Source organism: Curvibacter sp. APW13 (genome assembly GCF_032337135.1).
Classification (GTDB): domain Bacteria; phylum Pseudomonadota; class Gammaproteobacteria; order Burkholderiales; family Burkholderiaceae_C; genus Allorhodoferax.
Map to the genome: position 1 here is coordinate 762,940 of NZ_JAVXZZ010000001.1, position 19,573 is coordinate 782,512.

20 protein-coding genes are annotated in these 19,573 nt (G+C 65.4%); 16 read left to right on the forward strand and 4 right to left on the reverse strand.

Annotation, left to right across the window (positions count from 1 at the left end; translation table 11 throughout):
- The first annotated feature begins 56 nt into the window (after nucleotides 1–56).
- Nucleotides 57–1,085 (forward strand): helix-turn-helix domain-containing protein, encoded by a 1,029-nt coding sequence (locus tag RQP54_RS03460; protein WP_315676771.1) that lies wholly within the window; start codon nucleotides 57–59, stop codon nucleotides 1,083–1,085.
- Between the two features lie 35 nt (nucleotides 1,086–1,120).
- On the opposite strand, the gene RQP54_RS03465 is transcribed toward RQP54_RS03460, so the two are convergent.
- Entirely contained in the window at nucleotides 1,121–1,585 is a 465-nt protein-coding gene (locus RQP54_RS03465; RefSeq protein WP_315676772.1) for a hypothetical protein, read from the reverse strand.
- A 188-nt stretch (nucleotides 1,586–1,773) separates the two neighbouring features.
- On the opposite strand from RQP54_RS03465, the gene RQP54_RS03470 reads away from it, so the two are divergent.
- The 7 genes from RQP54_RS03470 (at nucleotide 1,774) to RQP54_RS03500 (ending at nucleotide 9,068) form a co-directional block, all read left to right on the forward strand.
- Nucleotides 1,774–2,355: a chalcone isomerase family protein gene (locus tag RQP54_RS03470; protein WP_315676773.1), complete on the forward strand. Its 582-nt coding sequence runs from the start codon at nucleotides 1,774–1,776 to the stop codon at nucleotides 2,353–2,355.
- Nucleotides 2,352–3,191: an alpha/beta hydrolase gene (locus RQP54_RS03475; RefSeq protein ID WP_315676774.1), complete on the forward strand. Its 840-nt coding sequence runs from the start codon at nucleotides 2,352–2,354 to the stop codon at nucleotides 3,189–3,191. Before RQP54_RS03470 ends, RQP54_RS03475 begins: the two co-directional genes overlap by 4 nt.
- Nucleotides 3,192–3,225: 34 nt before the next feature.
- Nucleotides 3,226–3,900: a hypothetical protein gene (locus RQP54_RS03480; protein WP_315676775.1), complete on the forward strand. Its 675-nt coding sequence runs from the start codon at nucleotides 3,226–3,228 to the stop codon at nucleotides 3,898–3,900.
- A 38-nt stretch (nucleotides 3,901–3,938) separates the two neighbouring features.
- Nucleotides 3,939–5,111 (forward strand): zinc-binding dehydrogenase, encoded by a 1,173-nt coding sequence (locus tag RQP54_RS03485; RefSeq protein ID WP_315676776.1) that lies wholly within the window; start codon nucleotides 3,939–3,941, stop codon nucleotides 5,109–5,111.
- Between the two features lie 49 nt (nucleotides 5,112–5,160).
- Nucleotides 5,161–6,804 carry a 3-(methylthio)propionyl-CoA ligase gene (locus RQP54_RS03490; protein WP_315677742.1) on the forward strand — a complete coding sequence of 548 codons (1,644 nt, stop codon included), beginning with the start codon at nucleotides 5,161–5,163 and terminating at the stop codon, nucleotides 6,802–6,804.
- A 32-nt stretch (nucleotides 6,805–6,836) separates the two neighbouring features.
- Entirely contained in the window at nucleotides 6,837–8,219 is a 1,383-nt protein-coding gene (gene dbpA / locus RQP54_RS03495) for an ATP-dependent RNA helicase DbpA (RefSeq protein WP_315676777.1), read from the forward strand.
- Nucleotides 8,220–8,333: 114 nt separating this feature from the next.
- Nucleotides 8,334–9,068 carry a substrate-binding periplasmic protein gene (locus RQP54_RS03500; RefSeq protein WP_315676778.1) on the forward strand — a complete coding sequence of 245 codons (735 nt, stop codon included), beginning with the start codon at nucleotides 8,334–8,336 and terminating at the stop codon, nucleotides 9,066–9,068.
- Between the two features lie 5 nt (nucleotides 9,069–9,073).
- On the opposite strand, the gene RQP54_RS03505 is transcribed toward RQP54_RS03500, so the two are convergent.
- Nucleotides 9,074–9,451, reverse strand: coding sequence for a Gfo/Idh/MocA family oxidoreductase (locus RQP54_RS03505; protein ID WP_315676779.1), 378 nt, complete (start codon nucleotides 9,449–9,451; stop codon nucleotides 9,074–9,076).
- A 206-nt stretch (nucleotides 9,452–9,657) separates the two neighbouring features.
- Here RQP54_RS03505 and RQP54_RS03510 point away from each other — a divergent pair, with 206 nt between their 5' ends.
- From RQP54_RS03510 to RQP54_RS03535, 6 genes are all read left to right on the forward strand, one after another.
- Entirely contained in the window at nucleotides 9,658–9,894 is a 237-nt protein-coding gene (locus RQP54_RS03510; RefSeq protein WP_315676780.1) for a hypothetical protein, read from the forward strand.
- A gap of 80 nt (nucleotides 9,895–9,974) precedes the next feature.
- Nucleotides 9,975–10,838, forward strand: coding sequence for an alpha/beta hydrolase (locus tag RQP54_RS03515; RefSeq protein WP_315676781.1), 864 nt, complete (start codon nucleotides 9,975–9,977; stop codon nucleotides 10,836–10,838).
- 61 nt (nucleotides 10,839–10,899) lie between these two features.
- Nucleotides 10,900–12,069, forward strand: a complete 1,170-nt coding sequence (locus RQP54_RS03520) for a DsbA family protein (RefSeq protein ID WP_315676782.1) — start codon at nucleotides 10,900–10,902, stop codon at nucleotides 12,067–12,069.
- Nucleotides 12,070–12,148: 79 nt separating this feature from the next.
- Nucleotides 12,149–13,366: a saccharopine dehydrogenase family protein gene (locus tag RQP54_RS03525; RefSeq protein ID WP_315676783.1), complete on the forward strand. Its 1,218-nt coding sequence runs from the start codon at nucleotides 12,149–12,151 to the stop codon at nucleotides 13,364–13,366.
- 31 nt (nucleotides 13,367–13,397) lie between these two features.
- The gene (locus RQP54_RS03530; protein ID WP_315676784.1) at nucleotides 13,398–14,219 is read left to right on the forward strand and encodes an SDR family oxidoreductase; all 822 of its coding nucleotides are present in this window, start codon (nucleotides 13,398–13,400) and stop codon (nucleotides 14,217–14,219) included.
- Nucleotides 14,220–14,236: 17 nt separating this feature from the next.
- A complete protein-coding gene (locus RQP54_RS03535; protein WP_315676785.1) occupies nucleotides 14,237–14,839 on the forward strand; it encodes a glutathione peroxidase in 603 nt (200 codons plus the stop codon).
- Between the two features lie 46 nt (nucleotides 14,840–14,885).
- On the opposite strand, the gene RQP54_RS03540 is transcribed toward RQP54_RS03535, so the two are convergent.
- Both RQP54_RS03540 and RQP54_RS03545 read right to left on the reverse strand, forming a co-directional pair.
- On the reverse strand, nucleotides 14,886–16,277 hold the full coding sequence (locus RQP54_RS03540) for a diguanylate cyclase (protein ID WP_315676786.1): 1,392 nt from the start codon (nucleotides 16,275–16,277) through the stop codon (nucleotides 14,886–14,888).
- A gap of 118 nt (nucleotides 16,278–16,395) precedes the next feature.
- Nucleotides 16,396–17,379 carry a helix-turn-helix domain-containing protein gene (locus tag RQP54_RS03545; protein WP_315676787.1) on the reverse strand — a complete coding sequence of 328 codons (984 nt, stop codon included), beginning with the start codon at nucleotides 17,377–17,379 and terminating at the stop codon, nucleotides 16,396–16,398.
- A gap of 101 nt (nucleotides 17,380–17,480) precedes the next feature.
- Between RQP54_RS03545 and RQP54_RS03550 the strand changes: the two genes are divergently transcribed.
- Nucleotides 17,481–17,996: a cysteine hydrolase family protein gene (locus RQP54_RS03550; protein ID WP_315676788.1), complete on the forward strand. Its 516-nt coding sequence runs from the start codon at nucleotides 17,481–17,483 to the stop codon at nucleotides 17,994–17,996.
- Nucleotides 17,997–18,208: 212 nt separating this feature from the next.
- Nucleotides 18,209–19,321: a GGDEF domain-containing protein gene (locus tag RQP54_RS03555; protein WP_315676789.1), complete on the forward strand. Its 1,113-nt coding sequence runs from the start codon at nucleotides 18,209–18,211 to the stop codon at nucleotides 19,319–19,321.
- Nucleotides 19,322–19,573: the final 252 nt, after the last annotated feature.

The following is a 19,573-nucleotide window of genomic DNA, read 5'->3' on the forward strand; positions in this document are numbered from 1 at the left end:
GCAGGTGTCAATAATCGACAACCACGGGTTAACCCGTAGACGGAGACCACTACCCCATGGCTTTTTCCGGTCGGCGCATGCCGGTTCGTTACGTGCTGCTGTTGCTGCAGTGCCTGCAGGACCTGGGCGTGGAGCGCGCGCGCGTGCTGCAGCTGGCCCGGTTGGATGCCGCCAACCTGGAAGCGCGCGATGCCATGCTCAGCCACGAGGAAGTAGATCGGCTCATGCTGGCGGCCACGCAGGCCAGCGGACGCAGCGACATTGCGTTCGAATTCGGCCGACGCATCAAGATGAATTCGCACGACCTGCTGGGCTACGGCCTCATCAGCTGCCCCAACCTGGACGGTTTCCTGCGCATGGCCAGCCGCCATTACCACCTGATGACGGAGACCTGGACCCTGCGCTACCACCGCTGGCCCGAGGGCGGCGAGGCGGTCTACACCCCGCTGGTGGCCCTGTCCAGAACCACCCTGCAGTTCTACCTGGAAGCGTTGGCCATGGCGCAGCAGGTGCAGATGGAACTGATGCTGGGCAAGCACGCCCTGCCCTACGACTACCACCTGAGCATGGCCGAACCACCCCATGGGGAGCGCTACCGTGCCCTGGCCCCGGCACGTTTCCATTTCAACCCCACGGCGGCACCGTGCCTGCGCGTTATCATGCCGGCAGCCCTGCTGGACCAGCCGCTGCCGCTGGCCAACGACGATGTCATGCGCGACATCGACGCACGCTGCACCGCCCTGGGCCGCACACCGCCACGCAGCGACGTGGGTTGGCCGGCCTACATCATGATGGCCCTGCGTGAAACCCAGGGCACCCAGGTCACGCTGGAGGACATTGCGCGGCGCGTCAACGTCTCGGCCCGCACCATCGACCGCCACCTCAAGAAGGAAGGCACCGGCTTTCGCGAGCTCTCGGACAAGGTGCGCTTCGAGCGCGCCTGCGACCTGCTGTGCCAGCCCGGCAGCTCCATCACCGAGGTGGCCGCCCAGCTGGGATTCAGCGACGCGGCCAATTTCAGCCGGGCCTTCAAGCGCGTGCAGGGAATCTCGCCCGGCGAATACCAGCGCAGCGCGGGCAGCTGAACCGCTTCAGCGCGGGCAGCGGGGCCGGGCCGGGCTCACACCGGCCTCAACTGCTGCGCTGCCCACGCGCGCGCCAGCTCCATGGTTTCGAAGAACGCAAAGGGCAAGCGCGCCTCCTCGAAGATGCGCCGGTAGAGCGAGAGCAGGAAGTGGATGCCTTCGACCTCGGGAGCAGCCACCCAGGCCACGCCCGCAATCCGGGAGCGCTGCGCCGCAAACTGCTTGAGCCCCTGCTCCCAGGCTTCCAGGGCATCGGCGGTCATGACGGCATTGCCCTGGAAATGCACGATGGCGGCAAAGCGTCCCTGCGGCGGCAGGTGTTGCAGCAGCGCCTGCCGTGCCGCGCCCAGGCCCTGGACCGCCTGCAGGTTGAAGGGACCGTGCGCTTCGTACAACACCAGCTGCCCCTGCACGCACAGGCGGAACTCCCCATGCGGCGCGAAGTGACCGGGGGCGAAGTCGCTCGATGAAAGCCAGAGGCCTGGGCGCTGCATGTCCATGGCGCAAGTGTTGGGGACGCATGCACCTCCCAGTCCTAGGGTTTGCCCTGATTTGGCGGCAATGGATAGCACGCTGTCCGGAATAGACATCGCCCACAGCGAGCGCAAGCCCGACGATCCGTGCCCACGGCGATGCGTCATTGGCCATACGCCAGCCTTCCCCCTCGATTGAAAAGGAGCAAGCATTCATGAAGATTCCCTTTGTGCTGGCACCGCTGGTGCTCGGTGCGGCACCGCAGGCACCCGCCCAGGCCGCCGAGGTGGCGGGCATTCACTTCGAGGACGCGATCCACCTCGGTGACACCGCCTTGCAGCTCAACGGCACCGGGGTGCGCTACCTGGCCATCTTCAAGGTCCTCGCGGCCGGCCTGTACCTGAGCAAGAAATCCACCACGGCAGAAGCCGCCTTTGCCGCCCCCGGCCCCAAGCGCATGCAGATGACCATGCTGGTGGACATGGATGCCAAGAAGTTCAGCAGGGAATTCATCAAGGGCTTCACCAACAGTGTGGGCAAGACCCCGATGTCGCGCCTCATCCCAGGCCTGACGCGCATGGGCGCGCTGATCGACAACCGTGGCCGCTTCGTGCGTGGCGACACCATCACCGTCGATTGGGTGCCCGGCACCGGTGCCGTGATCGCCATCAATGGCGTCGCGCAGGGCGATCCGTTCCGCGAGCAGGAATTCTTCGACACCCTGCTGTCCAACTGGATTGGCCCCACACCGGCCGACTGGAAGCTCAAGGACGGCCTGCTGGGGCAAAGCTCATGAGCCTGGCCATTCCTACCCAGACTTCCTTCCAGGGCCGTTATGTGCAGGTCAACGGCATCACGATGCACGTCATCGTCGAGGGCAGCGGCCCCGAGGTGCTGCTGCTGCATGGTTTTCCTGACACCCACGCGATCTGGCGCGAACAGATCCCGGCACTGGTGGAGGCGGGCTACCGCGTCATCGCGCCGGACCTGCGCGGCTGCGGCCTGACCGACATGCCGCGGCACGTGTCCGACTACCGCATCGGCACCCTGGTGCAGGACGTGGCCGCCTTGCTCGACGCGCTGGGCGTGGAGCGCGTGCGTCTGGTGGCCCACGACTGGGGCGCCGCCATCGGCTGGCAGTTTGCCATCCAGCACCAGCACCGCGTGGTGCGCTACGCGGCGCTTTCGGTCGGGCACCTGAGCTGCTACACCACCGCAGGCTGGATGCAGAAGCTCAAGGGCTACTACATCGCACTGATCCAGCTGCGTGGATTTGCCGAGTGGCTCTTCACGGCCTTCGACTGGGCCTTCCTGCGCTTCTTTGCCGACGCACCGCATGAATACCTCCACGTGCGTGCGGGCAAGTCCGCTGCGGGGCGCATGACTGCGGCCATGAACTACTACCGCGCCAACCTGGGCCTGCTCATCCCGCGCCAGCACGGATTCGTCAATGTGCCGGTGATGGGCGTGTTCAGCACCAAGGACCGTTTTTTGGTGGAGAACCAGATGGTGCGCTCCGAGGCCTACTGCAAGGCCGGCTGGCGCTTTGAACGCCTCGAAGGCGTGGGCCACTGGATGACCTCGGAGGCCCCGGAACGTGTCAATCCCCTGCTGCTGGATTTCCTGCGCTGATCCTTTAACCCTCGAACAAGAAAGAGACAAACCCATGACCTCCGACCGTTTCATGCACAAGCTGGCTCTGGCCCTGCTGGTGCTGTTTGGTGCCTTCTGCCTGTGGCAGCAACCTGCTCTCGTTACCGGCAAGCTCACCAAGAGTGAAATCGACCAATACCTGGCAGCGGCCGACAAGAACCTGCCATTTCCGCCCGACGTCGACAAGCAAGACCTTATTCAACGGGTGCGGGCCTGGGCCGAGGCCGACGACGGCAAGCCGGTCTACATGCTCAACCTGATGCGCTACAACGCCAGGATCGACGACGTGCCTGGTGCGCCCAAGGACTTCCAGGGGACGCCCAAGGAAGCCAACCTGCTCTACGAGGACAAGGCCATCGGCATGCTCATCAAGAAGGGCGGCGTGGGGGCTTCGTTTGCCAGTGAAACCCAGGGGCCCAACGTCATCAGCATCGGCAAGGACCCGGCCCTGGACCACTGGAGCCGCGTGCTCGTCATCCGCTACTCCAGTCGCCGCCATTTTCTTGAACTCATCAGCGACCCGGCCTACGCGCCCATCGAACCCTACAAGATGATGGCCCTGCGCCTGTTGCTCATACCCACTTCAGGCGACCTGATCACCCCCGACTACCGCTTGGTACTGGGCGCGTTCTTCGTGGCCCTGTTCCTGGCCTGCGGCTGGTGGCGCGCTGCGCGCCGTACGGCATGACCCCTGCCCCTCTCTCCATTCATTGACAAGGAATAACCATGAAAGCTGTTGTCTGCCAGAACGCCGAACTGACGGTGCGCGACATCCCTGACCAAACGCCTGCACAGGGGCAGGTGCTCCTGAAGGTGCTGCGCTGCGGCATCTGCGGCTCCGACCTGCACGTGCGCCACCACTGCGACCTGTTCGGCCGCCTCATTGGCCGCGCCGGTTACAAGAACTTCCCCGATGCCAGCGAACCCATGGTGTTCGGCCACGAGTTCTGCGGCGAGGTGCTCGACCACGGCCCGGGCACGCCCAAGAACATCAAGGCCGGCACCCGCGTCTGTGCCCTGCCCTTCATCCGCCAGGGCAAGGACATCGACTGCATCGGCCTGTCCGCACGCTCGCACGGCGCCTATGCCGAGCGCATCGTGGTGGAGAACTCCATGATGGTGCCGGTACCCAACGGCCTGTCCAACGACATGGCCGCCCTGACCGAACCCATGGCCGTGGGGTTGCACGCGGTGAATCGCGGCGAAGTGAAGAAGGGCGACGTGGCCATTGTCATCGGCTGCGGGCCGGTGGGCCTGGCCGTGATCTGCATGCTCAAGGCCAAGGGCGTGCGCACTGTCATTGCCAGCGACTTCTCGCCCGGCCGGCGCGCGCTGGCCAAGCAGTGCGGCGCCGACGTGGTGGTAAACCCGGCCGACGAGTCGCCGTTCTCCACCTGGGAACAGTACGGCTTCCTGGGCGGCATTCCCGAACTGCTGGAACTGGCCGTGGGCACGCGTGAGAAGCTGGGCAAGCTGCCGGTGCCCTGGTGGCACACCTGGCGCCTGGCCGAAGGCCTGGGCCTGAAGCCCAAGCGCCCGATCATTTTCGAATGCGTGGGCGTGCCCGGCGTGCTCAACAACCTGATCGACAGCGCGCCGCTGTTCTCGCGCATCGTGGTGGTGGGCGTGTGCATGCAGACCGACCAGATCGAGCCCGCCATGGGCAACAACAAGGAAGTGGACCTGCGATTCGTCATGGGCTATTCGCCGCTGGAATACCGCGATGCACTGCACATGATCGCTGAGGGACAGGTGCGCTGCGAGCACCTGGTGACGGGCGTGGTGGGACTCGGTGGTGTCGACAACGCCTTCGAGGCACTGCGCGACCCCGAGCGCCACGCCAAGATTCTGGTGGACCCTTCCAGCCGCGCCACCACCCCCGCGCCGCCTACGCGCTGAAAGAAGTTCCCCCGTTTTCCAACCTCACACTTTGGTGATTCCGATGACATTGAATGGACAAATGATGCACATGCCCCTGCTGGTCTCCAGCCTGCTGGTGCATGCCGAACGCCACCACCCGGAGCAGATGGTGGTCTCACGCCGCGTAGAAGGCGACATCCACCGCGAAACCTTTGCCGAACTGGCCGCGCGCTCGCGCCGTGTGGCCAACGCCTTGAAGCGCCTGGGCGTGCAGATGTCGGACCGGGTGGCCACCCTGGCCTGGAACGGCTACCGCCACATGGAGCTCTACTACGGTGTCTCGGGCTCGGGTGCGGTGCTGCACACGCTGAACCCGCGCCTGCACCCCGACCAGGTGGTGTGGATCGCCGACCACGCCGAGGACCAGGTGCTGTTCTTCGACATGAGCTTCCTGCCCATCATCGAAGCCATTGCCGGTCGGGTGAAGTCCATCAAGGCCTTTGTGGCCATGACCGACCGCGCCCACATGCCGGCCAGCAGCAAGGTAAGCAACCTGCTGTGCTACGAAGACCTGCTGGCCCAGGAGTCCGACCGCTACGAGTGGCCCGAGTTCGATGAACAGTCCGCATGCACCCTGTGCTACACCAGCGGCACCACCGGCAACCCCAAGGGGGTGCTGTATTCGCACCGATCCACCGTATTGCACGCCTTTGGTGCTGCCTTGCCGGACGCGCTCAACTGCTCGGCCACCGATGCTGTGCTACCTGTGGTGCCCATGTTCCACGTCAACGCCTGGAGCCTGCCCTACATCGCCTGCATGGTCGGCGCCAAGCTCGTGTTCCCGGGCCCAGGTCTGGATGGCAAATCCCTGTACGAACTGATGGAGCAGGAGCACGTCACGGTCTCCGCCGGTGTGCCCACGGTGTGGCAGGGCCTGTTGGGCTACATGGAGCCGCAGGGCCTGAAGTTTTCCACCATGAAGCGCACCGTCATCGGCGGCTCAGCCTGTCCTCCGGCCATGCTCAAGACCTTCGAGCAGCAGTACGGCGTGCACGTGCTGCACGCCTGGGGCATGACCGAAATGAGCCCCCTGGGCACCGTCATGGCCTTCAAGCCCGAGCACCTGCGCCTGAGTGAGGAGGAGCGCCTGGCGGTACAGGCCAAGCAGGGCCGGGCGGTGTTCGGGGTGGACATGAAGATCGTCGACGCGCAAGGCCAGGAGCTGCCCCGCGACGGCTCGGTCTCGGGTGACCTGCTGGTGCGCGGACACTGGATCATCGACACCTACTTCAAGCAGCAGGACAGCAGCCCACTGGTCAAGGACGGCGCAGGTCGTGGCTGGTTCCCCACCGGGGACGTGGCCAAGATCACCTCCGACGGTGTGATGCAGATCACCGACCGCAGCAAGGACGTGATCAAGTCCGGCGGCGAGTGGATCGGCTCCATTGACCTGGAAAACATCGCCATGGCCCACCCGGCTGTGGCCATGGCCGCCTGCATTGCCGCCAAGCACCCCAAGTGGGATGAGCGCCCCTTGCTGGTGGTGGTGAAGAAGCCTGCAGCCGAAGTCAGCCGCGAGGACATCCTGCAATTCTTCGAAGGCAAGATCGCCAAATGGTGGACGCCTGACGACGTGGTCTTCGTCGAATCCATTCCGCTGGGGGCCACCGGCAAGATGATGAAGGTGAAACTGCGCGAGCAGTTTGCCGACTACCAACTGCCCACGGCATAGGGGTGCGCGGCCCCAGCCCGGATAATCGGGGCATGACCACCTTTGCCTCGCTGAATCTCGCCCCTGCACTTGCCACCAACCTGGAGTCCCTGGGCTACGCGGAGATGACGCCGATCCAGGCCGCCAGCCTGCCGCTGGCCCTGGCCGGCAAGGACCTGATTGCCCAGGCCCAGACCGGCAGCGGCAAGACCGCGGCCTTTGGCCTGGCGCTCCTGGCCAAGCTCAACCCGCGCTGGTTTGCGGCGCAGGCGCTGGTGCTGTGCCCGACGCGCGAGTTGGCCGACCAGGTGGCCACCGAACTGCGCCGCCTGGCGCGCGGCATGGAAAACATCAAGGTCGTGACACTGTGCGGGGGCGTGCCGCTGCGCGGCCAGATCGCCTCGCTGGAAAACGGGGCCCACCTGATCGTGGGTACGCCAGGGCGCGTGATGGATCACCTGGAACGCGGCACCCTCACGCTCGAAGGCCTCAACACCCTGGTGCTGGACGAAGCCGACCGCATGCTGGACATGGGTTTCTTCGACGACATTGCCACCGTGGCGCGCCAGTGCCCGCTGAAGCGCCAGACGCTGCTGTTTTCGGCCACCTACCCCGAGGGCATTGCCAAACTCGCAGCCCAGCTGCTGCAGGACCCGGTGGAGGTGAAGGTGCAGGCCGCGCACCAGCGTGCCGACATCGTCCAGCGCTTCTACGAGGTCGACCGCGCCAACCGCCTGCCCACCGTGGCCAAGCTGCTGCTGCACTTCCGCCCGGCCAGCACCATTGCCTTCTGCAACACCAAGCAACAGTGCAACGACCTCGCCGAGCTGCTGCGCGGCCAGGGGATCGTGGCGATGGCGCTGCACGGCGACCTGGAACAGCGCGAGCGCGACCAGGTGCTGGCCCAGTTTGCGAACAAAAGCTGCTCGGTGCTGGTGGCTACCGACGTGGCCTCGCGCGGGCTGGACATCAAGGAGCTGGAGTGCGTGATCAACGTGGACATCACGCCCGACCCCGAGGTGCACGTGCACCGCATCGGCCGCACCGGTCGCGCCGGGCAATCCGGCCTGGCGCTGAACCTGGCCAGCATGATGGAAATGGGTGCCGTGGGGCGGATCGAGCAGTACCAGAAGGCCCAGTCCGAATGGTTCAAGCTCGATGAACTGACACCCACCAGCACCGAGCCCCTGCTGCCACCCATGGTGACGCTGCAGATTGCCGGTGGACGCAAGGAAAAGATCCGCCCGGGTGATGTGCTGGGTGCGCTGACGAATGCGGAGGGCGGCGTGGCCTTCACGCGCGAACAGGTGGGCAAGATCCAGGTCACGGACTTCTGCACCTTCGTCGGCATCGACCGGGCGCTGGCGCAGCAGGCCTGCGACAAGCTCAACGCAGGCAAGGTCAAGGGCAGAAACGTGCGCGCGCGGCTGCTCTGAGTCGGACCCGACGAAGTCCTCTCTGCGGGGCTTGGCAAGCCCCCCAGGCCCGCCTATCATGCAAGCAACAATGCTTCAGGGAGTTGGGCCCTCGCCGTGACAGGAGAATCCACCATGCACTTGCGTACCCTGCTTGGCATCCTCGTCTGGACATTCACCACCTGGTCGGTGAGCGCACAGACGCTGACCGTCGTCACCGAAGAGTACCCCCCCTACAACTACCTCGATGCCAACAAGCAGGTTGCAGGCCTGTCCACCGAAGTGGTGAAGGAGGTGCTGCGCCGAGCCAAACTCGACTACCGCATCAACCTGTATCCGTGGGCACGGGCCTACCACATGGCCCAAGAACAAGCCAACGTGCTGATCTACTCGATCGGCCGCAATGCGCAGCGCGAAGCCCTGTTCCAGTGGGTGGACATCATCGCGCCCTACAACGTGTACATGTACCGGCTCAAGTCGCGCCCCGAGGTGCAGTTGCAGAAGGTGGAGCAGCTCAGCCGCTACCGCATCGGTGCCGTACGCGACGATGTACGTGCGCAGTACCTGGAGAAAATGGGCATCACGGCCGAACTGGTGGTCGAGGACAGTGCCAATGCCCGCAAACTCGCCAGTCAGCGCATTGACCTCTTTCCCATCGACGAGATCGCCATGGTGGCGCTGTACCGCCGCGAAGGCCTGGACCCCGCAAGCGTGGAGAAGGCGCTGGCATTGCCGGACCTCTCGGCCGGCCTGTACATGGCGTTCAGCCTGAAGACGCCCCCCGAACTGGTGGAACGCTGCCGCAGCGCCCTGCGCGACATGCGCCGTGACGGCACGCTGGACAAGATCAAGTCCGCGTACCTGCGCTGACGCGTTCAGTAGCCCGTGGTGCGCCCGGCAATCACGGGCAGGTCGGTAGCGCTGATGAGCGCCCAGATCACTCGGGCAATCGTCTCCGACGCGATCACCGTGTGCTGGTTCCCTGCCGCCCCCATCTTCTCACGCAATTCACGGCGCACGGCAGGCAAGCCGGTGAGGTCGAAGACCACGTCCACCTGCTTGCCCATGGCCACGATGGCATCGAGCGAGCTGATGTTGACGCCACGCTCACGGGCCAACTGCAGGCCCGGTGTCTCATGCGCCTCGGCCACGGCCACGACTTCCAGGCCCTGGGCGTTGCGCTCCAGGATCTGTCGCAGGAAGGCCGAGCCGATGCGGCCCAGCCCGATGATCGCAATGCGTTGTTTTTCCATCGTGCAGACTCCCTTGAGGAACAGGTACGCCCCATGATGCCACGCCCCGTGCGCTCCGCGCAATCCATCCCGGGGCCACGCCTTGTAGGTGTTCTTCCTACACGCAGTCCATCCCGCGGCTGACTCGTCTTTTCAAGGCCCGTGGCTACAGTTCCTCTACGCGTCACTGGCTTTGCAGTGGCCGCTTGCAGGACAGGAGTCAGACCATGAAGACCACGGAACACAGCCTCAACCCTTTCAGCCTCATGATGGAGCCCGAACTGGTGCTGCAGACCATGGAGCGCTCACAGCAGCTGCGCAGCCTGCGCCGCCACAAGCTGCGCCCGCTGGACAAGCCGCTGATCCCCTACACCGCCGAGGCCCTGGCCGCGCGCGCCGCGTATGACGCTGCCATCGACGCCGAGGACTTCGAAGTCCAGGCCGACAATTACCTGCTCAACTGACCCCGCGCGCAGCCTGCGCGCTGCACTGCAGTGCGCCGCTTCGCGGGCCATAATGGCCGCTCCCTGTTGACGGAGTGACCATGCCCACGCTGTACCGCGAATTCGACACCCAGGCCGCGCTCGACGCGCAGTACAACCCTTCTGCGGGACTACCTCCCGGTGTCAACCCCGCACTGCCCTACGTGGAGGCGGCGCAACAGGCCCGCTCCACCCTGCGCCATACGCTCGACGTGCCCTTCGGGCCCACGCTGCACGAGACGCTGGACATCTTTCCTGCCGACACCCCCAATGCCCCCGTGTTCGTGTTCATCCACGGCGGCTACTGGCGCGCCTTCAGCTCCAAGGAATTCAGTGGCGTGGCGCTCGGCCTGCAGCCGCTGGGCATCACCACCGTGGTGGTGAACTACGCCCTGTGCCCCTGGGTCAGCATCGACGAGATCACGCGCCAGTGCCGCGCCGCCGTGGCCTGGACCCTGCGCAACATCCAGCACCACGGTGGGGACCCCACGCGCGTGGCGGTGGGCGGCCACTCGGCCGGCGGCCACCTGAGCGCCATGTGCCTGCTGACCGACTGGGCGCGCGACTACGGGCTGCCCCGCGACCCGCTCAAGGCCGGGTTGCTGTTCAGTGGCCTCTTTGACATTGCCCCGCTGCGCTACACCTACCTGCAGCCCATGATCCAGCTCGACGACGGCGTGGTGCGCCGCCAGTCGCCCCTGCACCATGTGCGCCACAGCGGCACCCCGATCTGGACCACCTGGGGCGCCAAGGAAAGCACCGAGTTCGCGCGCCAGTCCACCGCCTTCCACGATGCCTGGACGGCCGCCGGAAACCGCGGCGAGCTGTCGGCCACGGCGGATGCGGACCACTTCGAGGTGATCCATCCGCTGTTCGACCCGCAAAGTGCCCATTGCCAGTGGCTGCAGCGGCAACTGGCTGCCTGACACGCAGGTGACTGGCCGCCTGACGGCTGGCCGCTAGGCTGGTGAAAACGCGAGGAGCCCTATGTCCCTGAAAACCTGGTTGACCCCGCATGTGATGCAGTTCCTGCTCGACCCGGCGCGCGAACTGAAACGCCGCGCCGCGGTGGAACGCAAGCGCCAGCGCAGCGGTGAGCCGCACACGGTGCACTACTTCCACCAGGCCGACGACCCCTACAGCCAGTTGCTTGCCCAGGTGCTTCCCCAGCTGCAGGCACGCTATGCGATCCGCATCGTCGTGCACCACGTGAGCCCGCCGGCCGATTCGGCCGCCCCCGACCGCCCGCGCCTGCAGGCCTACAGCCTGCGCGACGCCCAGTTGCTGGCTGCGCACTACGTGCTGGACTGGCACGCCGCCACCCAGGCAGCAGCGCCCGCCGCCACCGACCCGAACGAGCGCCGTGCCCAGGCCGACGCGCTGCGCACACGCTGGGGCCACTACCTCGGGGCCACGCTGTACTACGGCGGCGAGTGGTACTGGGGCATCGACCGCCTGCACCACCTGGAGGCGCGACTGCAGGCGCTGGGGGCAGCGCTGCCCGGTGTGCAGGGGCCGCTGTTTCCCCCGGGTGCAGACCTCACGGCACCCGTGCCCGTGGCGAACCCGCCCGCCATCGACTTCTTCTTCTCGCTGCGCAGCCCCTATTCGGCCATCGTCTGCGAACGCGTGTTCCGGCTGGGGGCGTTGACGGGCGCCAAGGTGAACCTGCGCTTCGTGCTGCCCATGGTGATGCGCGGCTTGCCGGTGCCGCGCGAGAAGCGGCTGTACATCGTGCGCGACACGGCCCGGGAAGCGCGGCTGCGCGGCATCCCGTTCGGCCGCATGAATGACCCCGTGGGCCGTCCTACCGAGCGTGGCCTTGCACTCATGCCGCTGGCCATTGCACAGGGCAAGGGCGAAGCCTATGTGGCTTCGTTCATGCGCGGCGTGTGGGCTGAGGGACTCGACGCTGGCACCGACGACGCTCTGTTTTCGATAGCTGGTCGCGCAGGTTTGATGCGGGCTGAGTGCCAAAACGCCCTACAAGACCCGGCCTGGCGCACCCAAGCGGAGGCCAATCGCGCCGAGATGATGGACCTGGGGCTGTGGGGCGTGCCATCGTTCCGTGCCGGCGCCACCAGCGTTTGGGGCCAGGATCGCCTGTGGGCGGTGCAGGAGGCGGTGCTCGGCAGCACTTCCGTGCACCGCGCCTGAGCACCATGCCGCTTTAGCCGCACGCCCTGCCGGGCTACTGCGGGCGGCGTAAGCTCCCGCTTCGACTGGAGAACCGCCCATGCCCCGCGCAAGCGAAGCTTACGACCTCGTCCTGTATGGCGCCACTGGCTTTGTGGGGCGCCAGACCGTGGCCTACATCGCCGCCCACCCCGATGTGCGCGCCAGTGGCCTGCGTTGGGCCCTGGCCGGGCGCAACCGCGCCAAGCTCGAAGCCCTGCAGCGTGAACTGCAGGTGCCCCAGGCCGGTGTGCTGGTGGCCGATGCCGCCGATACATCCGCGCTCGACACCCTGGCGCGCAGCGCCCGCGTGGTGCTGAGCACGGCCGGGCCGTTTGCCCTATACGGCACGCCGCTGGTGGAGGCCTGCGTGCGCCAGGGCTGCCACTACGTGGACATCACCGGCGAGACCCCGTGGGTCAAGGGGCTGATCGACCGCCTGCACCAGGAAGCCCAGCGTCGCCATGCCCGCATCATTCCGTGCTGCGGTTTCGACTCCATTCCCTCGGACATCGGCGCCTTCCTGGCCCAGAACACCATGCGCTCGGTACACGGCCGCGACTGTGTCGATGTGAAGGCCGCCTACAGCATCCGTGGGGGCTTCAATGGCGGCACCCTGGCCTCGTTCTTCCACATGCTCGACGCCGGGCAGGCACAGGCCATGCGCGACCCGTTCCTGCTCAACCCCGCCGACCACCGCCCCGCACACCCCGAGGCCCATGCCGACCCGGTGGGGCCGCGCTTCGATGCCGACCTTGACAGCTGGCTGGGCCCTTTCTTCATGGCTCCGGTGAACACGCGGGTAGTGCGACGCAGCGCTGCACTGCTGGACTACGGCGCCGACTTCCACTACCAGGAGTACCTGCGCCTGGGCCGCGGCGGCAGCCGGGCCGTGGCAGCCACGGCCCTCAGTGCCAGCTCGGTCGCCACGCAATGGGCCATGGGCCTGAAGCCGGTGCGCGCGCTGGCCCGCCGCCTGGCTCCGGCCCCAGGAGAGGGGCCGTCGCAGGCGAGCATGGACAAGGGCTCCTTCCAGAGCCGCATCGTCGGCCGGGCGGCCGACGGCACGCTGGTGCACGGCCGCATTGCCGACCAGGGCGACCCCGGCAACCGGGCCACGACCAAGATGCTGTGCGAATCAGCCCTCGCACTGGCCTTGCAAGACAAGGAACTGCCGCAGGGCCGCAAGCACGGCGGCGTGCTCACGCCCGCCAGTGGATTGGGCGATGTGCTGGTGGCACGCCTGCGCGCCGCCGGCATGACCCTGCAAATGGGGTGATACTCCCACTCCCGCCAATCATCGATTCACCATGGTCCGCAAGCCTTCCACTGCTTCCCACGAGAACCGCCCTGCGGCCCTGATCACCGGGGCCTCGGCGGGCATCGGTGCCGAACTGGCACGCTGCTTTGCCCAGGCCGGGCACAACCTGGTGCTGGTGGCCCGCCGCGCCGATGCCCTGCAGGCCCTGGCCGACGAATTGCGCAGCCGCCACGGGGTGCAGGTGAGCGTGCAGGCCACCGACCTGGCACAGCGCGGCGCCGCCGAGCAGCTGCACACGGCCTTGGAACAACGCGGCATCGTGGTCGACGTGCTGGTCAACTGCGCCGGTGTACTGCACCAAGGTGCCTTCGCCAGCATGGACAGCCACCAGCAGCAGGCGATGATCGACCTCAACATTTCGGCACTGACCGCCATGCTGGGCTGCTTCGTGCCTGACATGGTGCGCCGTGGCAAGGGTCGCGTGCTCAACGTCGCCTCGGTCGCCGCCTTCCAGCCCATTCCTTCGCTGGCCACCTATGCCGCCAGCAAGGCCTACGTGCTCTCGCTGTCGGAATCGCTGGCCGAGGAACTCAAGGGCACCGGCGTCACGGTGACGGCACTGTGCCCAGGCATCACCGCCACCGCCATGCTGAAGAACGCCACGAAGGAAAATGCCAAGCTGCAGCGCATTCCGGGCTTTCTGGTCGGTGACGTGGGCGAAGTGGCCCGCGCTGCCTTCGAAGCCACCGAGCGCGGCGACGCCATCGTGGTTCCCGGCGCCATCAACCAGGGCGCCATGATCGCCTCGCGCGCGACCCCGAAGTGGTTGTTGCGCATGCTCGGCGGCGCCATTGGCCGCCGTACCCTGTGATGGACAAGGAGACCGCCATGCCCCGTACCGCCCCCGCGATCGCACTGTTCGCTCTGACTGCCTTCGGACTGGTCGGCGCCCATGCCGCCGACGCCAAGCCAGCGGCCCCGACAGCGCCCAGCACTGCCCCCGCGTGCCCGGCCCTGTTGCGCCACGAATTCCCCCGCCTGCAGGACGACGCACCGCAGAACCTGTGCCAGTACACGGGCAAGGTGCTGCTGGTGGTGAACACCGCCAGCTACTGCGGCTTCACCAGCCAGTACGAAGGCCTGGAGCAACTCTATGCCCGCTACAAGGACAAGGGCCTGGTGGTGCTGGGCTTTCCGAGCAACCAGTTCGGCAGCCAGGAGCCCGGCTCGTCCAAGGAAATTGCCGACTTCTGCTACAACACCTACGGCGTGAAGTTCCCCATGTTTGCCAAGAGCGACGTGCGCGGGGACAAGGCCAACGCCTTCTATGTGGAACTGGCACGCGCTACCGGCACCACGCCCAAATGGAACTTCTACAAGTACGTGGTCGACCGCAAGGGCCAGCCCGTCGACGCCTTCTCCAGCATGACCACTCCCAACGACGGAAAGCTTGTCAAATTACTGGAGAAATTGCTCGCCAGCCCGCAATGACGTTGCGTAACCAGCTATCAAAATAAGAGCAGCTGTTGCGCGCAATTCAGATTGCGGCGAGAACGATTCGATTGCGACCGGCCTGCTTGGCTTGGTACAGCGCCGTGTCGGCCTGGGCCAGCAGGCTGTCAGCACTGCCCGCATGCGGCGCATATTCGGCCACTCCTGCACTGATGGTGACGCCCACGTGGAAGCCCTTGATGCGCACGGGGTTGTGTTCCAGGTCGTCACGCAAGCGCTCCAGCGCCAAGCAGGCTTCCTGTGCACTGGCCCCCGGAAACAGAATCGAGAATTCTTCTCCGCCATAGCGGGCTGCAATGTCCATGCCGCGCAGGAAGGCCTGCATGCGCTGGGCCACCTCCACCAGCACCTGGTCTCCAACAGCGTGGCCGTGCTGGTCGTTGACCGACTTGAAATAGTCCAGATCCAGCATGGCCACGGCGTAACGGTAATCGCCACTCTGGCGCCGGGCACGTTCGTGCTCGTGGGCCAGCATGGGGGCAAAGACCATGCGGTTGACCAGCCCCGTTAGCGGGTCGTGTCCCGCAATGCGTTCCCAGTTGCGGGCCGCGTGCTGTTCACTTTCCAGCTCATGGCTGCTGTACAGCCCCCACAGCACCGTCACCGTGGTGCTGAACAGAAATGCCACCAGCATCTGGTGGCGTGCGGCCTGCGGAAACAGGCCAAAGGGGCCCTGTGGCAGGGATGCCGCGGACACGGCGACCACGATGACCATCAGCAAGGCCCAAGACACGTATCGTGTGTCGCTCTGGAACACCATGAACAGCAGGACCGGAATGACCAGGTAGATGCACTGTGGAAGCCCCGTGTGGGCAAGAAACAGGAACAGCAGCACCAGCGCCATGCCCCAAGCGAAGTTGCGCTTTTTCAAGGCGCTCCCGGCGCCTTTCCTCTGCATGCTTTCATACAAGGGGTAGACCAGCAATATGCCCAAGCTGTCTGCCAGCAGCAGCATCTGCACGAAGTCTGGCGCGGCAGCCAGGGCGATGTACCCTCCAATCACCAGATTGGCCGCCAGGGCCAAGGAGGAAAAGACCGTGGGTAGCACGCAGACCCGCAGCACAAAGGCCAGGCAGTCGGACGTGCTCTGGATGCCCCGCGGCAAGTGGCGTTGCATCTGGCGCGCCGCAAACCAGGGCGTCAGCATATCTACCAGGGCGGCCAGTGCGGTGTGCACTACCTGCCATTGCCAAGCGGCATGGGCCATGCCGGAGAAGTTGGCCACAAAGCTTGCCACAGCGATCCACGGCAGCGCCCGCCAGCCAGCGTGGAGCACCATGACCAGGCCAATGCCGGAGGGCAGCCACAGCAAGGTGATGTTGCTGGGCTGCAAAGCGAACAAGGCCATGCCCAGACGCGCACAAGCCCAGTAGAGCAAGGCCGCTATCGGCATCTCCCACCCTTTGACCCACCGCATCAATACCCCCCTGTGTAAATTCGCGTAACTCCATCCTACGCCGATTCTCGACAGCCCTGCAAGAAGCCGACCATGCCAGTCGACGCACCGGACCGAACCGTTGCCACGCCCGAGTGGCCTATCCCCGAAACTGCCGCCGCCACTGCTGCGGCGTCAGGCCCAGTACCTTGCGGAACTGCAGGCGCAGGTTCTGTGCACTGCCCAGGCCGCACTGGGCGGCGATGGACTCCATGGAGGCATCGGTACGCTCCAGCAACTGCTGGGCCCGCCCAAGACGCTGCTGGGCCAGCCACGGCCCCAGGGCCATGCCGGTGGCGGCGCGGAACTGGCGACTGAAGGTGCGCCGGCTCATGTGCAACTGCTGTGCCAGCGCATCGAGCGAAGGAGTCTGGTCCAGGTCCGCCAGCAAGGCATCGAGCAGTTGGCCCATGCGCTCGCTGCGGGCTTGCAGCGGCGGCACCGCGCATTCGATGAACTGGGCCTGCCCCCCATGGCGGTGCGGGGCCAGCACCAGCATGCGGGCCGCGTGGTTGGCTGCGCCTGCACCGGCCGTACTGCGCAGCAGATGCAGGCAGCAGTCCAGCGCCGCGGCGGTTCCCGCCGAGGTGAGCACCGTTCCGTCCTGCACGTAGAGCACGCTGGCGTCCACCTGTACTGCCGGGTAGCGCCGTTCCAGTTCCGCCGCGTAGGCCCAGTGGGTGGTGGCCTGGCGGGCGTCCAGCAGCCCGGCCTGGGCCAGCACAAATGCGCCCAGGCACAGGCCCACCAGCACGGCGCCGCGCGCGTGGGCCGCACGCAGGGCCCGCAGCACGGGCTCGGGCACGACCTCGTGCACATCGCGCCAGGTGGGCACGATGACCACGTCGGCCAGATCCAGCAGCTCCAGACCCCACTCGGTGGTGATGGTGAAACCGGCCGTGGTGCGCAAGGGCCCCGCCTCCATGGCGACGACGCGCACGTCAAAGAAGGCCGATGCCTCGCCCAGCGCAATGCTGGGCACACACAGGTGAAAGGGGCTGATGCGGTCGAACGCCAGCACCGCCACGCGACGGGGCGACAGTGCTTGCTGGCGGCGCGGTGCTCGGTTCTGTGGTGTCTGCATGTTGGCCCAATACTATCGCACTATGGCCATCGGGCCACTCGCACGCAAGGCGGAGCCCGCGCACGATAGGGGCCATTCCATCAACCCAACAGGAGCCCACCATGAGCCACCCCGCATTGATCGTCATCGACATCCAGAACGACTACTTCCCTACCGGCGCCTACCCGCTGCACGACACCGAGGCGGTGCTCGCGCGCAGCGTTGAAGCCATACACCGGGCCCAGGCGCAGGGTGTGCCGGTGGTGCTGGTGCAGCACGTGGCACGGGGGCCGTCCCCCTTCTTCAATGGCGGCACAGAGGGTGTGCAGATTCACCCTGCCCTGCGTGCCGCTGCTCCCGACGCGCCCGTGGTGGTGAAGGGCCATGCCGACAGCTTCCTGAACACCACGCTGCAGGACACCCTGGCCGCGCTGGGCGCGGACACGCTGTGGCTGGCCGGCATGATGACCCACAACTGCGTCACCCACACCGCCCTGTCACCGCAGGCCCAGGGCTATGCCGTGCGCGTGCTGGAAGACCTGTGCACCACGGTGGACCCGATGATCCACGCGATTGCGCTCAGTGCCCTGCGCGACCGCGTCGAGGTCGTGAGAAGCGCCACACAGGGCTTGGCGTAAAACGTCTGGCACGCGTTCACTGGTCCGGGGCCGAGGTGCCCCTGCGAATCAACCAGCGCACTGCACAGAGCCCGCACGGAGATGATGTGCGTTCGCGCTACCGATCAGAGAGGTCCACGCCTGCGCAACTGGACGACAGAACTTGATCACACTACGATGCCGGCGGTTTTCCTGATTTAGGGAGGAATATGCCGCCTGACGTGACTGAGCCCATGTCGACACCCATGAGTTGGGAGTCGATCCAGCAGCGCCTGGGTGCGCAAGTCTGGCGAGCTTTGCTAGTTTTCATGCTTATTGGGGCACCGGTTTCAGCCTTGCGTGCCACCAATACTGGCTGGCTTCCCATCTACGGCTTTCACTTGTCCATTCTTGGATTGGTTCTTTTTGTACAGCTACTTGGTACCCGTGTCACGTACAAGGCCAAAGCAGCATTGACGATCCTCATTCTTTCAACAACCTCTCTCGCTGGAATGTCGGGTTTGGGGTTGCTGAGTCAGGCAACCACTGCGTTCGTTGCTTGTGTGGTACTTACCAGCCTGTTGTTCTCGAGCAGGGCCACGGCATTCGTTGCTTTTGCGTTTGTTGCCTCCATCTCCGCCATTGCATTCGGCTTTGTCAGTGGAAGCCTGCAGATTGCGTTCGATACAAACCTGTATGTTCTTCAGCCCTTGAACTGGGCGCTACCATTGTTGGCTGCATTGCTGGTGGCGACGACCCTTGCCTTATCGATATCGGTATACAAGAATTCGACCTATGCGCTACTGGTGGAAGTGGAGCGGCAAAGGGATTTGCTTGCCCACCAGGCAACGCACGACCGGTTGACCGATCTTCCTACGCTTCGGCTTGCAACCGACCGCCTGGATGTGGCCCTCAAGACCGCTCAGCGCAAGCAAAGCAAAGTTGCCTTGATGTTCTTGGATCTGGATGGGTTCAAGAAGGCCAACGACACCTATGGCCATGAGGCCGGTGACGTAGTCCTTCAAACCATTGCGCTTCGGTTGCTTCATATGGTCCGAGCCAGCGATACGGTTGCACGTATTGGGGGCGACGAATTCATCGTGGTCTTGGGTGACATCCAAGATTCGTCGCTGGCTGCGGAAACTGCCAAGAGAATCATCGCCGCCATTGCGGAGCCGATTCCCTACAAGGACCATCAGCTGTGCGTTGGATGCAGTGTGGGCATTGCGGTATTTCCCGAACACGCCACCGACGCAGCGGCCCTGCGACGTGCTGCCGACGCAGCGATGTACGAGGTCAAGCGCTCTGGCAAGAACAACTTTCTCTTTGCTAACGTTGGAATGCAGTCTCACTCGGATGTGGACTAGAGCGGAAACAAACGCGCAGCGAGTTGATGTGTTCCTGGCGTCCCGGGTTGAGCCACGTTCCTGTCCATCACCAGCCACGAGTAACGCCGTGAAAGGACTTATCTCCGTGTTTTGGCACGAGTCATCACTGTGCCCCAACCATGACTTCGCTGCCCAGTTTGATCGTCCGAAAACCGACACCGATGGGCGATGGCAGTTGGCCCGAAGCAGCTGCAGCCCGCGGAATGAATCCCTAGCCTAGCAAGCACGCCC

Coding starts and splice junctions, on each gene's coding strand:
- RQP54_RS03460 (WP_315676771.1), top strand. CDS start 57: ATGGCTTTTTCCGGTCGGCGCATGCCGGTTCGTTACGTGCTGCTGTTG.
- RQP54_RS03465 (WP_315676772.1), bottom strand. CDS start 1,585: ATGGACATGCAGCGCCCAGGCCTCTGGCTTTCATCGAGCGACTTCGCC.
- RQP54_RS03510 (WP_315676780.1), top strand. CDS start 9,658: ATGAAGACCACGGAACACAGCCTCAACCCTTTCAGCCTCATGATGGAG.
- RQP54_RS03525 (WP_315676783.1), top strand. CDS start 12,149: ATGCCCCGCGCAAGCGAAGCTTACGACCTCGTCCTGTATGGCGCCACT.
- RQP54_RS03550 (WP_315676788.1), top strand. CDS start 17,481: ATGAGCCACCCCGCATTGATCGTCATCGACATCCAGAACGACTACTTC.
- RQP54_RS03475 (WP_315676774.1), top strand. CDS start 2,352: ATGAGCCTGGCCATTCCTACCCAGACTTCCTTCCAGGGCCGTTATGTG.
- RQP54_RS03505 (WP_315676779.1), bottom strand. CDS start 9,451: ATGGAAAAACAACGCATTGCGATCATCGGGCTGGGCCGCATCGGCTCG.
- RQP54_RS03545 (WP_315676787.1), bottom strand. CDS start 17,379: ATGCAGACACCACAGAACCGAGCACCGCGCCGCCAGCAAGCACTGTCG.
- RQP54_RS03500 (WP_315676778.1), top strand. CDS start 8,334: ATGCACTTGCGTACCCTGCTTGGCATCCTCGTCTGGACATTCACCACC.
- dbpA (WP_315676777.1), top strand. CDS start 6,837: ATGACCACCTTTGCCTCGCTGAATCTCGCCCCTGCACTTGCCACCAAC.
- RQP54_RS03520 (WP_315676782.1), top strand. CDS start 10,900: ATGTCCCTGAAAACCTGGTTGACCCCGCATGTGATGCAGTTCCTGCTC.
- RQP54_RS03485 (WP_315676776.1), top strand. CDS start 3,939: ATGAAAGCTGTTGTCTGCCAGAACGCCGAACTGACGGTGCGCGACATC.
- RQP54_RS03480 (WP_315676775.1), top strand. CDS start 3,226: ATGACCTCCGACCGTTTCATGCACAAGCTGGCTCTGGCCCTGCTGGTG.
- RQP54_RS03535 (WP_315676785.1), top strand. CDS start 14,237: ATGCCCCGTACCGCCCCCGCGATCGCACTGTTCGCTCTGACTGCCTTC.
- RQP54_RS03540 (WP_315676786.1), bottom strand. CDS start 16,277: ATGCGGTGGGTCAAAGGGTGGGAGATGCCGATAGCGGCCTTGCTCTAC.
- RQP54_RS03470 (WP_315676773.1), top strand. CDS start 1,774: ATGAAGATTCCCTTTGTGCTGGCACCGCTGGTGCTCGGTGCGGCACCG.
- RQP54_RS03515 (WP_315676781.1), top strand. CDS start 9,975: ATGCCCACGCTGTACCGCGAATTCGACACCCAGGCCGCGCTCGACGCG.
- RQP54_RS03555 (WP_315676789.1), top strand. CDS start 18,209: ATGTCGACACCCATGAGTTGGGAGTCGATCCAGCAGCGCCTGGGTGCG.
- RQP54_RS03530 (WP_315676784.1), top strand. CDS start 13,398: ATGGTCCGCAAGCCTTCCACTGCTTCCCACGAGAACCGCCCTGCGGCC.